This window comes from Mesorhizobium sp. A623, from assembly GCF_054489405.1.
This window is the reverse complement of the sequence record NZ_JBTMXB010000017.1, coordinates 40,508-53,645: the sequence shown is the minus strand read 5'-3', so window position 1 is coordinate 53,645 and position 13,138 is coordinate 40,508. Positions and strand designations below refer to the sequence as shown.

The following is a 13,138-nucleotide window of genomic DNA, read 5'->3' as shown; positions in this document are numbered from 1 at the left end:
ATGATGCGCGCCCTTCATCGCTGGCCGGGCCTTCTGGCCGCACTTCTTTTGCTGGTGCTGAGCCTGAGCGGAGCGGCCCTGTCGCTGTTCCCCGCCGCCGAGCGGCTGTCCTCGCCGCAGGCGGCCGCCACGCTTTCGACCGCCGATCTGGCGATGCGCATTCAAGCCGCCCACCCGCAAGTGGAGCAGATCCGGCGGGCGCCCTCGGGCAAGATCACCGCCTACTGGTTCGAGGACGGTGCGCCGCAGGCGGCGGCCATCGATCCGGCGACCGGACAAGGCATTGCCGCCGCCGACCCCAACCCGTTCGAACGCTGGCTGACCGGCCTGCATCGATCGCTCTTTCTCGGTGACAGCGGCCGCATGGCGATGGCGACCGGCGCCGCCGCCATGCTGGTGCTGGCCTTGTCCGGCGTGGGCCTTGTGGCGCGCCGGGCCGGCGGTTGGCGGCGCTGGTTCGCACCGCTGCGTGGGTCGCTTTCGGGACGGCTGCATGTCGAGATCGCCCGTGTCGCCGTCGCCGGCCTGCTGCTGTCCTCGGCCACGGCCCTATGGATGACCGCCTCGACCTTCGATCTTTTGCCCGACGGGCCAACATCGCCAGCCCTCCTCAACGATGCAAGCGGCCGAACTGGTGCGTCTGTCGCGGCACTGGACATGCTGAAGCGGCCGCCCGTCCTTGAACTGCGCAGCCTGTCGTTCCCCGACCCCGGCGACGCGACGGACGTCTTCACCCTCAAGACCGATCGCGGCACCGGCTATCTCGACCAAGGCACCGGCGCGCTGCTGGCATGGGCCGATCTGAGCGGCTGGCAACGCGTCTCAGAAACCATCTACATGCTGCACACCGGGCAGGGGGCTTCCCTGCTGGGCCTGGTTCTTGGGCTCATGGCACTTGGCGTACCGGCGATGGCAGGCACGGGCTTTGTCCTGTGGTTCGCACGCCGGCGCGGGCGGCCGCGCATCCGCGGCAATGTTGCCGCCGGGCATGCCGAGACGATCCTGCTGGTCGGCAGCGAAGGCGGCAGCACCTGGGGCTTTGCTGCGACGTTGCATGCCGCGCTGTCGAACGCCGGCCAGACAGTGCATGCCGCGCCGCTGTCGGCCTTCGACCCGGCACGCTACCGGCAGGCGCGGCGCATCCTGGTCCTCGCCGCCACCTATGGCAACGGCGACGCACCGGCCTCGGCCGGGGACTTCCTCGACCGACTGAAAGAACAGCCGGCGCCCCCGGCTCTCCCGCTAGTGGTCCTCGGCTTCGGCGATCGCGGCTTCCTCACCTATTGCGCCTTCGCGCAGGCGGTGGCGGAAACGGCGGAAGCCCAGGGGTGGCTCACGCTGGTTCCGTTCGATACGGTGGACCGCCAATCGACGCAGGATTTTGCCCGCTGGGGCCGCTCGCTCGGCGCGGCGATGCGCATCGATCTGACTCTCACCCACCAGCCGGTTCCGCCGGCCGCCCTGCCGCTGACGCTGCTTTCGCGCCGCGACTACGGCGCCGAGGTGCAGGCCCCGACGGCCATCCTGCGCTTTGCCCTGCCTAAAATCCCGCTGTGGCGGCGGCTGGCAGGTCGTAGCTTCAGCCGCTTCCGTGCGGGCGACCTCCTCGGCATTCTGCCGGAAGGCTCGACCGTTCCCCGCTTCTATTCGTTCGCCTCGGAGCGTCACGACGGCTTCATCGAAATCGTCGTGAAGAAGCACCTGGCCGGCTTGTGCTCCAGCCAGCTTTTTGAACTGGAGACCGGCGACACGGTCACCGCCTTCCTGTGCCGCAATCCCGGCTTCCACGCCAGCCGCGGCCGCGCGCCGCTGATCCTGATCGGCGCTGGGACGGGGATCGGGCCGCTGGCGGGCTTTGTGCGCGCCAATGCGCGGCACCGCCCCATCCACCTATTCTTCGGCATGCGCCATCCCGACAGCGACTTTCTGTATGGTGAGGAGTTGGCAGGCTGGCAGCGGGAGGGCCGTCTCCGACAACTCGTCACGGCCTGCTCGCGCGAGCGCATGCCGCGCTATGTGCAGGACGCGCTGCGCGAGGAAGCTGCCGAAATTGCGCGCCTGGTCGCCAAGGGCGCGCAGATCATGGTCTGCGGCGGGCGCAACATGGCGGCCGGTGTCTCCGCCGCGCTCACCGACATCCTCGCTCCCGCAGGGCTGACACCGGCCCTGCTCAAGGCTCAGGGACGCTATGTCGAAGATATCTATTGAACCGAAGCGCCAGGCGCTGAACGGCCACACCATGGGCACACGCTGGTCGGCGCTCTTTTATGCAGCAGAAGCGTTCGATCCCGGGCCGGTCCGCGATACGCTTCAAGCGGCGATGGACGAGGTAGGCGCACAGATGTCCACCTGGAAACCCGACAGCGACCTGATGCGCCTGAACGTCGGACGGGTCGGCGAATGGATGGCCGTGCCGGATCGGCTGATGAACGTGCTGCGTCTCGCCCTCGACATCGGTCGCGCATCGGGCGGCGCATTCGACATCGGCATGGGTGACGCAGTGCAGGCCTGGGGCTTCGGCCCGGCGGCGGCCGACCAGCGCCTTATCCGCCGGGCACTCGATGCGCCACGCCGGCCCGCCCACGAGGTACTGGAGCTGGATTCGAAAAACGTGAGGGCGCGCAAGGCGGCCCTAATCACTCTCGACCTCAACGGCATCGCCAAGGGTTACGGTGTGGACCGGCTGGCCGAGACGCTGCATAGCTTCGGCATTTCTTCCGCACTGGTGGGCATAGACGGCGAGATGCGGGCGCTTGGCCTTCGTCCTGACGGCAGCCCCTGGACAATCGCTATCGAGGAGCCCGACCTCGACCGCCGTGCGCCGCATTCGATCCTCGCGCTACAGGATGCCGCAGTCGCCACCTCGGGCGACTACCGACACTGGGCCCTCGTCGGAGGCCGCCGCCTGGCGCACACGATGGACCCACGCCGCGGCGCGCCTCTTCTGACGCCGCCTGCCTCAGTCACCGTCGTAGCACGAACCTGCGCCGAGGCCGATGCCTGGGCAACTGCATTGATGGTTCTCGGCCCGGAAGCCGGAGCGAAGCTTGCGCGTCGCCTGGGTCTCGACGCATTGTTCCTCCTGCGCGAGGGTGAAGCCGGGATACGGCCCGAAGCGGTCGGGTCGCTCTTTTCCGGAGAGCTGCGACCTGATCTCAGCGCGATCTTTAGTTTGTAACTGTTGCCGCTACGCTGACGGTCCGGATGATGGTTCGCAGAATTATCCAGGCGAGCCGCACAGGTTCTACTCTGCCAGATGTCCAACGAGGAAGAGGGTATTGCAATATCTGGCTATTCTAAAGCGAACTCTGAGCAATTTTGGAGAAGCTGAGGAACGAGACGGCCTTCTTTGCTAGTATTCTCAACTTGCAACCTAGACTACATGTTCGCCTGATATAGGGCGACCCATCTCACAATATCCAGGATTACGGGGGTTGCGCTGGATATCTGCTCACAGGGCCTCATGCATATTTGTCTGCGCCGGACTGCGCTTTCGGCCTCCGGCTTGTCACGAACGGATTTTGCAAGCTGGGAATGTGGGCATGGCGACTGGCCGTCTTCGCGCGCCGCAAATCATCCTTTCGTCATTCGCGATTCTGCAATGAGCCAGGACTGGGAACCAGGATGGGGAAACTAGGACCGGGGGCGGCGGGTCGTCCGCCGCTCCCGTTATTGCCACTGTCAAAGCGGCAACTTCTGCCAGCCCGGATGATCAAAATGCTCGCCATAGGCATTGGCGGCCTCGACCGCCTTGACGACGCCCTCTTCCTGGCCGCCTGCGTCATTCATCATTCCGGTGCCTTCGAGAAGCTGGGCCAGGACGATGTGGAGCTGTTCGTCCGCCGCCTCGGGCAGCTTGCAGTTGGCAACAATGCCGTCCACCTCCTTTTCCAAGCTGCTTGCCAGGGTGACATAGTCCTGGGCCGCGAACTTGCCGTCGTGAACGGCGCGCAGCGAGCTTTCGAGTGCGGTCCTGATTGCGCTCATGCCCGTGCGCAGAGGGTCGTCCGTCTGCCACTTGCTTCCGTTGTCGAGCACCAGTTCGGGCGGAGCTGCGGATGTGCTGTGGTCATGGGCGGTTTCGGCAAGCGCGCCACTCACCGGGACGAACGCAATAGATAAGGCGAGCAGGGCTCCGGCGAAGGTTCTGGATACGAGCATTTTCTGTCTCCTGTGCACTTAGGGTCCGAAATGGACTGCCCGTCACCTAGCGCAGGCTGCATGTCACCATCCCGTTGATCCATGTCAGCGAAATGTCAGTTAAGGCATGTTTGATAGATGGGCCGCAGGGCAAGGCCTGGCTTACGCGAGCGGAACGGAGGGGCAAGTCCATGCGCATTCTGGTTGTCGAGGACGATGCCCGTATCGCCGGCAGGATATGTGCCGCGCTGGAACAGGCCGGCTATGCGGTCGACCATGTCACGGATGGCGAGACGGCTTGGTTCCAGGGCGATACGAACGAGTACGACCTCGTTATTCTCGACCTGGGGCTACCGAGGATGGACGGATTGGCGACGCTGAAGAAATGGCGCGCGGGCGGGCGCCTCTTTCCCATCCTGATCCTCACCGCGCGAGGGACTTGGCTGGAGCGGGTGGACGGCATCGATGCCGGCGCCGACGACTATCTGACGAAGCCTTTCGCCATGGAAGAGTTGCTTTCGCGCGCTCGCGCTCTGCTGCGCCGCGCGGCGGGCCGTGCCGTGCCGGTGCTGCAGGCGGGCGCGGTGACACTCGACACGCGTACCATGCGGGTGCTGGTGGACGGGGAGCCGATCAACCTCTCGCCGCTAGAGTTCCGTTGTCTCAGCTATCTTATGCACCATGCCGGGCAAGTAGTGTCGGCTGTCGAACTGATGGAGCACCTCTACGCCCACGATCACGACCGCGACGCCAATGCGGTCGAGGCGCTGCTGGCGCGCCTGCGTAAGAAGATCGGCGCCGGCGTCGTGCAGACGCGGCGCGGCTTTGGCTATTTCGTGCCGGAAGACGCATGAACAGGGGCTCGCTCCGGTTCCGGGTGCTGGCCGTCGGCGTCGCGGCCGCCCTGCTTATCGCCATCGTGGCGGGGCTGGGGCTGCTGCTCCTGTTCGAGCGCCATGTCGAGCGGCGGATGGTCCTGGAACTCGACGCGCATCTTCGCCCACTTGCCAGCGGAATCGAACTGGCCGGAGACGGGACGCTGCGGCTGGGCCGCGAGCCCGTCGAGCCGCGTTTTGGCGAGCCGCTCAGCGGGCTCTACTGGCAAATTGGCCTGGCGTCCTCAGGGGCCGTTCTGCGCTCGGGCTCGCTCAACGGCGAAACGCTCGCCCTGCCGGTTGACATGCCACAACCGGGCCAGATGCAGGTGCATCGCTTGTCCGGGCCGCAAGGGTCGTCGCTGCTCGCGGTCGAGCGGCGGATCGAGCTTTCCGCTCTGGCCGGCGGCCGAAGCATCCGGGCGGTGGTTGCGATAGACCGCGCTGAAGTGCATGCCGCCGGCCTCGCCTTTACCGCCGACCTTGCGCCGTCGCTGGCCGTACTAGCGGTCCTCCTCGTTGTCGCCGCCTGCTTCCAGGCCTCGATCGGGCTGAAGCCGCTGGACGCTGTCCGACACCGGCTGGCGCAAGTGAGGGCCGGGCAGCGCGCCCGCCTGGGGCACGCCTTTCCCGACGAGATCCGACCGCTAGCGGCCGAGGTTGATCATCTGCTCGACGCCCGTGACGCGGCTATCGAAAGGGCGCGCGAACGCGCGGCGAACCTGGCGCATGGGCTCAAGACGCCGTTGACGGTGCTGCGTTCCGACATGGAGGAATTGCGCCGGAGAGGTGAGACCCGCATTGCCGACGAGGTGGAATCCATCGCCGACGACATGCAGCGCCATATCGAACGCGAGCTGGCGCGGGCCAGAGCGGGCGCCACCGGCTGGGCCGATCCGCTGCATCCCGTGCGACCGGTGGCCGAGAGGATCGTCGCCGCGCTGCGCCGCATCCCGAAAGGAGAGGGCATCGAGTGGGAAATTCTGATCGCGCCCACCCTGGCGGGCCCGCTCGACACGCAGGACCTTGCCGAAATGCTTGGCAACCTTATCGACAATGCCATGAAATGGACCACCGAAAAGATACGCATCGCCGGCCGGCATGAAGCTGACGCGCTCATCCTTACCGTCGATGACGATGGGCCGGGCATTCCGGAAAGCCAGGTGGTGACGGTGCTCGCCCGCGGAGGCAGGGTGGACGAGACCCAGCCGGGGACCGGGCTGGGCCTTGCGATCGTCGGGGACCTTGCGGAGGCCTATGGTGGGACGCTATCGCTCGGCCGATCCGATCTTGGCGGCTTGTCCGTAAGAATCAGTCTGCCGACACGACCACTTTAACAGGTTGTCTAGTCTCTCTGCAGCGTGGTGCCATCGTTCATCCTACCCAGGCGCATTGCCGCCGCCTCCGAAGCTTATGACCTTGCCATCGACGATTTCCAGCGCCACAGGATCAATCTTTACCTTGAAAAACGTCGCTTCCGACAACCATGAGTTCGTAGCAGCCGTCGTCAATCTTCATTTTGTCGATAGTCCAGCCAAAGCCGCCCCGCAAGCTGCGTCAGGGTTTTCCGGGAATGCCTCTGCCCGGTCGGGACAGGGCATTCATCAATGGCCAGAGCAGCGGTAGCCGGTAGAGCGGCAAGCAAGGCAAACATTGCCAGTGCTTTTTTAGGGGTCCAACTCCTGAGTTGCGTTTATCCACTTTGGAAGCCCTGTACCTCGAAGCTGACGCGCCACCCAAGAACGGTGGCGATTATCGTCGGCAACGAAAGGACCCCCGCCGATAGAGCGGGGGTCTCTGTATGGATGTCCTGCGATGGCGGACCGCGGCGGATTCCGCTTGAGAGGTCGCGTGATCCGGCAGACGTCACGGTACACCCAGTCTAAGTCCGCCTGGCCCTTCTACGGCGTAGCGCCATCGTTCATCTCACCCGTTGGCGTATTGCCGTCGTCCGCGAAGCTTATGACTTTGCCGTCGATGACTTCCAGCGTCGCGGGGTCGATCTTTACCTTGAGAACGTTGCCGCTGACATCCATTATCCGGAGTTTGTAGCAGCCGTCGTCAATCTTCATTTTGTCGATGGTCCAGCCAAAGCTGTCCGTAAGCTTCGTCAGGGCTTCTCGGGACTGCCTCTGCCCGGTCGGGACAGGGCATTCGTCATCGGCCAGAGCAGCGGTTGTCGGCAGAGCTGTAAGTAAGGCAAGCATTGCCAGTGTCATTTTCATGAGTCCGACTCCTGAGTTACGTTTATTCACACAGGAAACCCTGTACCTCGAAGCTGACACGCCCCTGAAGAAAGACGGCAATCGTCATCAGCTTGACGTAAGCAACAAAAGGCTTGCGAGAAGCGGAGTGAAAAAGAGGCCACCGCATGCGCGGCTGATGCAGGCCGGATCAGCTATACTCCTCGATCTACCCTTGATGTGTCACCGTACCACCAGGACCGGAACTGGACTGCGTGCCAGGACCTCGGCCGTCTGGCTCCCCAGCAGGAGCCGTCCGAGGCCGCGACGGCCATGGGATGCCATGGCGATCAGGCTGCAGTGCTTCGCCTCTGCGGTCTCGATGATTGCATCGGCAGGCCCCGTGTCGGAAACGTGAAGAGTTTCAGCCGCGACGCCCATTCTGTCAGCCAAAGCCTTCGCTGCAGCCAATATCCTTTCAGCCATCTCCTTCTGGCTCGCTTCGTATCCAGCTATTTCCTGGGGCGCCGGAATCCATTCCCCCATCCCGGCATAACCTGGAAGACGCTCGGTAACTGTGATGATGGTCACGCGTGCACCGAGGTTCTTGGCCAGCGACAGGCCGTGATCTACGCCCTTCTGCGCCACGTCTGAGCCGTCAGTCGAAATCAGAATATGCTTGTACATCACTCTCTCCTGGGCTTTGGTCGCGCTGCCCTCAAAGCGTCTTGCAGATCCGTTTAAGCGCCGGTGGTTTGTCGGTATCAACATCGTGAAGATCGGTGTCCGCTCAAGGCGTGATCGCCACCTTCAAAACGCCATCACGCTGATTGGCGAAAAGATCATAGGCTTCTTCGATGTCATCCAGCTTGAAACGATGGGTGACCAGCGGTTTCAGGTCGATACGCCCCGAACCGCATACTTCCATCAGTCGCCGCATGCGCTCCTTACCGCCGGGGCACAAGGTCGTCACGATGCGGTTATCGCCAAGACCGGCCGAGAAGGCCCCGAGCGGAATCTTTAGGTCGCTGGAGTAGACCCCGAGGCTGGACAGCGTTCCGCCCGGACGCAGCACGCGCAAGGCAGATTCGAACGTGCCCTGCGTCCCGAGCGCCTCGATGGCCACATCCACGCCGCGGCCGTCCGTAAGCGCCATGATCTGCTCGACGGGGTCGCCTGCCTTGAAATCGATCACATGATCCGCGCCAAGCTGCCGCGCCACGTCCATGCGACCCGGCAGCGTGTCCACCCCGATGATGGTCGTCGCACCCATCAGGCGCGCGCCGGCAACCGCGCACAGGCCGATCGCCCCAAGGCAAAGACCACCACCGTGTCGCCGATCTTCACTTCGCCTCTTTCGGCGCCGGAGAATCCAGTCGACATGATGTCGGGGCACATCAGCACTTCTTCGTCGCTGAGATGGTCCGGAATAGGGCTGAGATTGGCCAACGCGTCCTTCACCAGAACATATTCCGCCTGGCACCCGTCGATGGTATTGCCGAACTTCCAGCCGCCCATCGCCTTGAAACCGTGCTTCGTGCCGGCGCCATCTTGCGAAGAACACCCGCACAGGCAGGCGTAGCTGTAGCCAGAAGGGGTAATGGCTCCGGCAATCACCCGCTGGCCCTCCTCATAGCCCGAGACGGCCGAGCCGAGCTTCTCGATCACGCCTACTGGCTCATGCCCGATGGTAAGTCCCTTTTCGACCGGATATTCGCCTTTGAGAATATGCACATCCGTGCCGCAGATCGTGGTCGTCGTGATACGCATCAACGCATCGAGCGGCCCAACGTCTGGAATGGGCTTTTCATCGAGAACAATCCTGTTCTTGTCGACGAATACCGCCGCCTTCATTTTCTGAACCATTGTCAATCCCTTCTGCCTCGATAAACCGATGAATTTGCCGACAAATTTAGTAAGCCATCATGATAGGAATGGGACACTCGTCGAGCAGTGATCGCGTCATGCCGCCCAAAATTGCCTGGCGTAGACGGGAATGCACAAACGCACCCATGACCAACAATTCTATTTGTTCACTGGCCACGAATTGCCGTAAAGGATGACCTTCATCGTCACCTTGTTCATCCGCGATTACACATACAGTCGTCCCGATCCCGTATTGAGCGAGATATAGCGCAAGTCCGTCAGCCGATCGCAGCCCTTGCGAACCCTTGGTGTCGATGACGGTAGCAATTGCCACATGATCGGCGCCGATCAGGAAATCCAGGCTATCTCGAACCGCACGTGCTGCCCGTGCGCTGCCATCCCATCCGATCGCGACCCTTTTGGGCACTGCAAAGTTCTTTTGCGGTGTCACAAGCACCGGGCGGCCCGTGTCAAAAAGCGCGTGCTCGATAGCTATTCTATCCCCGGCGCCGGATGATATTGCGGCCTGCAAGATTGTCAGGTCATGCAGGCGCGCCAGGTCGATGAAACGCTGATAGCGCCCATCAAACGGTGAATGGGCATGTTCCACCGTAACGGGTATGCCTGCCTGGGATGCAAGCTGCCGTACCGTTTGGGCGGTCTGTCCTGACAGTTGCTCGATCCGATCCGTTTCCTGCGCGATCCACACCGATGAGGAGCCGAGCGTCAATGGAAACGGTTGTAACAAAGCCGGCGCGAACACATAGACGGTCAGCCTGGACCGATATGCCCGCGCCAGATCCATTGCATGGTTCAACGCCGGATCCTGTGCGTGCTCCTCATCGGCGGCAATTCCAACGAGCAGGCTCCGAAACCGGTTGCCGTCCACCATTTTTCAAACCTCCATAAACTGTCGTCTGGCGCAACGCGTATTTCATCCGCTCCTGCAGCGTCACGCCATCAGATCGCATACCGGGTGATCGCCGCGACGACAGCGCCGTCGGGAAGATCTTGCGCCCGCACGGCCATAACTCGCGCGCCAGCAAGAAGTGCCCGAACCGCGATCTCGTCAATTATGTCATAGGCGCGTGCATCGTCCTTTTGCGCAAAAGTCACGAGACCTGACGCATCGTCGACAAAACCTGGAACTACCTTGTCGATATCGACCAACAGCGTGTCGATAGCCCCGGCCACCGCCGCGCGCGCGGCATGCGCCACATCCAGAATGGTCCGACCCTGGCTGGAGCGTTCGTCCATGAGGTTGCGAACTGCCGCTACGTCCTCGACGAAAATTGCGTCGAGTAGCGGACGCGCAGCGTCTGAAAGCTGCGCTGGCGTCAGTTCGCCGGGGCTCGTTGCAAGCCCCTGTTCCGCCAGGTACTGATAGGAATTGATCGAACGATAGATCGAGGCCAGGGGCTCGGTTGCGGCCAGGATAAGCGGCATCTCTCCTCGCCGCAGAACAGGCCGCATTACTTCGTCGATCTTTCTCGCATACTGCCTCAGGCGCATCTTCTGGCCGTCCGGTCCGCCGGATCGCGTAAAGTCCGTACGGTCGTTCAATGTCGATTTACCTGCATGCGAGGCGGCGTCCTTCGGCATATCGGCGACCCGGACTTCCTCAGCCGGCAGGTCGGCATGAACCTGAATCAGCCGCACGCCGTTTTCCGCCAGCGCCAGCACGAACCCACCGTTATGGAAAGTCACGCTGCGCAGAAGCGGTTTCAGGTGGAAGCGGTCCGAAACATGTACGCCGGTACTCAGGCGACTGGCCACCCGATAGGAGCGCAAGCTCACAGGCGTCACAAACACGCACAGGCTATGTGCCTGATGAGCCCAGAAATCGTCATCGGCGCCAATATCCTGCAACTGATCGGCGATCGCCGCGCTACTGCGCTTATCGAAACCAATAGCCTCCAGCTGCTGCAGTGCTTCCTTTGTTAGGTTGCCGAACTTGATACGAGCTGCATCGATATGCTGTGTTTGCGGTGTCGTCTCGAGATAGATCGAAACACACCCATCCGCGCGCTGCTTGCCTAGATGAACAATATCGTTGTGGGTCGGGATATCGACGTAAAGCATGTGTACTCTTTCTGATATACTTTTGAGGACCGGCATCCTCCGATCGAAGCGGAGCTGGCCAATTCTGTGGGAAATGGTGACGGGCGTTTGGTGCCCTCACGGATCGGTCAGCGTATGACCAGAACCGGTAACGTCGTGTGCGCAAGCACATTAGCGGTCTGGCTACCGAGCAAGAGCTTGTTGAGCCCGCGACGTCCGTGCGAGGCCATCACAATCAGGTCGCAATTCTTCAATTGAGCGACCCGCAAGATCGCATCAGCGGCGGAATCGTCAGACTCCCGCGCAAGATCGATATCCACTCCAAGCTCCTTGGCATGCGAGGCAACCACGCTGGTGATCTTTCGGACGTGCTCGTCCATCTGCATGTCGTACGATACCAATGGATCGCGAACGCCACCGGCAAGTGCTGCTTCCCTGGCGACAGAACTGAGCGGTTCCGTCACGGTCAGGATCGTGGCTTTCGCCCCCAGCTGTTTTACCAATGTCAGCCCATGCCGAGCGCCCCTGTCGGCCAGCTCGGATCCGTCTACCGCAATCAAGATATGCTTGTACATATTATATTCCTTCGCATTATCAATGCTATATCAAGAGGATATCAATATTTCCTCGAGCAATGAATTAGCTACGGTCTTTCAACGCGCGCGACCTGATACGTTCGCATCACATCGTCATGCCAGATTGAAACGTATTCGCCCGTCACAAATTGTTCTTCGCCGAGCCGAAAGCCGATTTCATCGTCGTCTTCACCCGCTTCGTAGTCGAAGAACCATTGCCCGTCAGGCGTATGTTGTAATAGGCCCACGCGCTCCTCGCCGCCGCGTGCGAAACGTCTGACGCGGCAAAAGGCGCGATGGGTTCCCCAGTCCTTGGCATGGAGATATCCGCTCGCATCAAGCGGAACGAGCAGGTCGTAACCCTCATCGGGCTCCCCCGCTGGTTTGGTTTTTCCCCGTGCGCGCAGCAAGCGTACATGCCGGAAATTCGGGGTGAGGTCCGTTAGACTGATCATGGCAAATACCCTTTCCACTCGTTCGCATAGCGCTTTCAACCTTGCGCTACCTTGATCGATATCAAAGGCGAAGCCGAACCTCGGCAATGGCAGCAGGCGTGCCGACCCTCAATGACGATACGCAACCTCGATCATTCCGTCCGTCGCAAGCCCTTACCGGATTTAGCGCCCCGTCTCGCCGAGGCTCGGTGGGCCATATCGTAACATTCGCGATGTCGGCTTTGGGGGTGATGCCTGGATGATCAACCTGGAATCTGACGGCATTGCCTGTCGGCTTTACTGCACTATGAGCGGAAGCTACCAGGTGCTCCGGACCCTGCCGTCATCGCGACACTTCCTCGCGCCGGCTCCGGAATCGTGGCTGATCTTGGTGCTCGTTGACGGATCGCATTTGCTACTGAACGACAACCACCGGCATCGTGGCATTGGCCATCACTTCGGCCGTCTGGCTGCCGAAAAGAATCCGGCTCATGCCACTGCGGCCATGCGACGCCATCACGATAGCGTCGCAACCACAACGGCTGGCTGTGTGGAGAATGGCGGGTGCTGCCCGGCGGTTAGGGACGTGTACCGTCTCGATCTCAAGATCCAATTGCTCGGCGATTGCCCTGACCGGCGCCAGGATGGTCTGCGCCGCGCGGCCCTGGGCTTCTTCATAGGCTGCGATCCCTGCCTCGTCAGGTGTCCACAGCTCGGAGGAATAAGCGAACTGGCCACCGGGAGCTTCCGTTACGGTCACTATCGTGACCTTAGCGCCATGCTGCTTGGCCAGCGCAAGACCGTGAGCAACCCCTATCTGTGCCAGTTCTGAACCGTCGGTGGGGATGAGGATATGCGTGTACATGTCAGTGCCTTCTATGGTTTTGGATCGTCAGGCCTACCGCGGAATGCATGCGAGAGATCCCGTCTTGGAAAGGATCGACACGACGCTGCCGCCGGCCCAGTTCGTAGCCAGATCTCCGACCGGCTCGGCATACCGGTGC

13 protein-coding genes and 1 pseudogene are annotated in these 13,138 nt (G+C 62.0%); 4 read left to right on the top strand and 10 right to left on the bottom strand.

Annotation, left to right across the window (positions count from 1 at the left end; translation table 11 throughout):
• Together ACX3P1_RS17660 and ACX3P1_RS17655 are read left to right on the top strand one after the other, a co-directional pair.
• Positions 1-2,208: a PepSY domain-containing protein gene (locus ACX3P1_RS17660; RefSeq protein ID WP_459080911.1), complete on the top strand. Its 2,208-nt coding sequence runs from the start codon at positions 1-3 to the stop codon at positions 2,206-2,208.
• Positions 2,189-3,178: an FAD:protein FMN transferase gene (locus ACX3P1_RS17655; protein ID WP_459080910.1), complete on the top strand. Its 990-nt coding sequence runs from the start codon at positions 2,189-2,191 to the stop codon at positions 3,176-3,178. Before ACX3P1_RS17660 ends, ACX3P1_RS17655 begins: the two co-directional genes overlap by 20 nt.
• A gap of 503 nt (positions 3,179-3,681) precedes the next feature.
• Here ACX3P1_RS17655 and ACX3P1_RS17650 read toward each other — a convergent pair.
• Complete coding sequence (locus tag ACX3P1_RS17650) at positions 3,682-4,161, bottom strand: hypothetical protein (RefSeq protein ID WP_459080909.1); 480 nt, start codon at positions 4,159-4,161, stop codon at positions 3,682-3,684.
• Positions 4,162-4,331: 170 nt separating this feature from the next.
• On the opposite strand from ACX3P1_RS17650, the gene ACX3P1_RS17645 reads away from it, so the two are divergent.
• Both ACX3P1_RS17645 and ACX3P1_RS17640 read left to right on the top strand, forming a co-directional pair.
• Positions 4,332-4,994 (top strand): response regulator transcription factor, encoded by a 663-nt coding sequence (locus tag ACX3P1_RS17645; RefSeq protein ID WP_459080908.1) that lies wholly within the window; start codon positions 4,332-4,334, stop codon positions 4,992-4,994.
• The gene (locus ACX3P1_RS17640; RefSeq protein WP_459080907.1) at positions 4,991-6,352 is read left to right on the top strand and encodes an ATP-binding protein; all 1,362 of its coding nucleotides are present in this window, start codon (positions 4,991-4,993) and stop codon (positions 6,350-6,352) included. Before ACX3P1_RS17645 ends, ACX3P1_RS17640 begins: the two co-directional genes overlap by 4 nt.
• Positions 6,353-6,464: 112 nt before the next feature.
• Here the strand turns inward: ACX3P1_RS17640 and ACX3P1_RS17635 are convergent, their stop codons facing one another.
• The 9 genes and pseudogenes from ACX3P1_RS17635 to ACX3P1_RS17595 all read right to left on the bottom strand — a co-directional run bounded on the left by ACX3P1_RS17635 (position 6,465) and on the right by ACX3P1_RS17595 (position 12,999).
• Positions 6,465-6,566, bottom strand: coding sequence for a PepSY domain-containing protein (locus tag ACX3P1_RS17635; protein ID WP_459080906.1), 102 nt, complete (start codon positions 6,564-6,566; stop codon positions 6,465-6,467).
• A 350-nt stretch (positions 6,567-6,916) separates the two neighbouring features.
• Positions 6,917-7,240, bottom strand: coding sequence for a PepSY domain-containing protein (locus ACX3P1_RS17630; RefSeq protein WP_459080905.1), 324 nt, complete (start codon positions 7,238-7,240; stop codon positions 6,917-6,919).
• A 201-nt stretch (positions 7,241-7,441) separates the two neighbouring features.
• On the bottom strand, positions 7,442-7,885 hold the full coding sequence (locus ACX3P1_RS17625) for a universal stress protein (protein WP_459080904.1): 444 nt from the start codon (positions 7,883-7,885) through the stop codon (positions 7,442-7,444).
• A gap of 103 nt (positions 7,886-7,988) precedes the next feature.
• A pseudogene (locus ACX3P1_RS17620) lies at positions 7,989-9,064 on the bottom strand (NAD(P)-dependent alcohol dehydrogenase).
• Positions 9,065-9,110: 46 nt separating this feature from the next.
• Positions 9,111-9,956 (bottom strand): universal stress protein, encoded by an 846-nt coding sequence (locus ACX3P1_RS17615; RefSeq protein WP_459080903.1) that lies wholly within the window; start codon positions 9,954-9,956, stop codon positions 9,111-9,113.
• A 68-nt stretch (positions 9,957-10,024) separates the two neighbouring features.
• Entirely contained in the window at positions 10,025-11,146 is a 1,122-nt protein-coding gene (locus ACX3P1_RS17610; RefSeq protein ID WP_459080902.1) for a baeRF11 domain-containing protein, read from the bottom strand.
• Positions 11,147-11,253: 107 nt separating this feature from the next.
• Positions 11,254-11,700: a universal stress protein gene (locus tag ACX3P1_RS17605; protein WP_459080901.1), complete on the bottom strand. Its 447-nt coding sequence runs from the start codon at positions 11,698-11,700 to the stop codon at positions 11,254-11,256.
• 68 nt (positions 11,701-11,768) lie between these two features.
• Complete coding sequence (locus ACX3P1_RS17600; RefSeq protein WP_459080900.1) at positions 11,769-12,155, bottom strand: hypothetical protein; 387 nt, start codon at positions 12,153-12,155, stop codon at positions 11,769-11,771.
• Positions 12,156-12,549: 394 nt separating this feature from the next.
• Positions 12,550-12,999 carry a universal stress protein gene (locus ACX3P1_RS17595; protein ID WP_459080899.1) on the bottom strand — a complete coding sequence of 150 codons (450 nt, stop codon included), beginning with the start codon at positions 12,997-12,999 and terminating at the stop codon, positions 12,550-12,552.
• Positions 13,000-13,138: the final 139 nt, after the last annotated feature.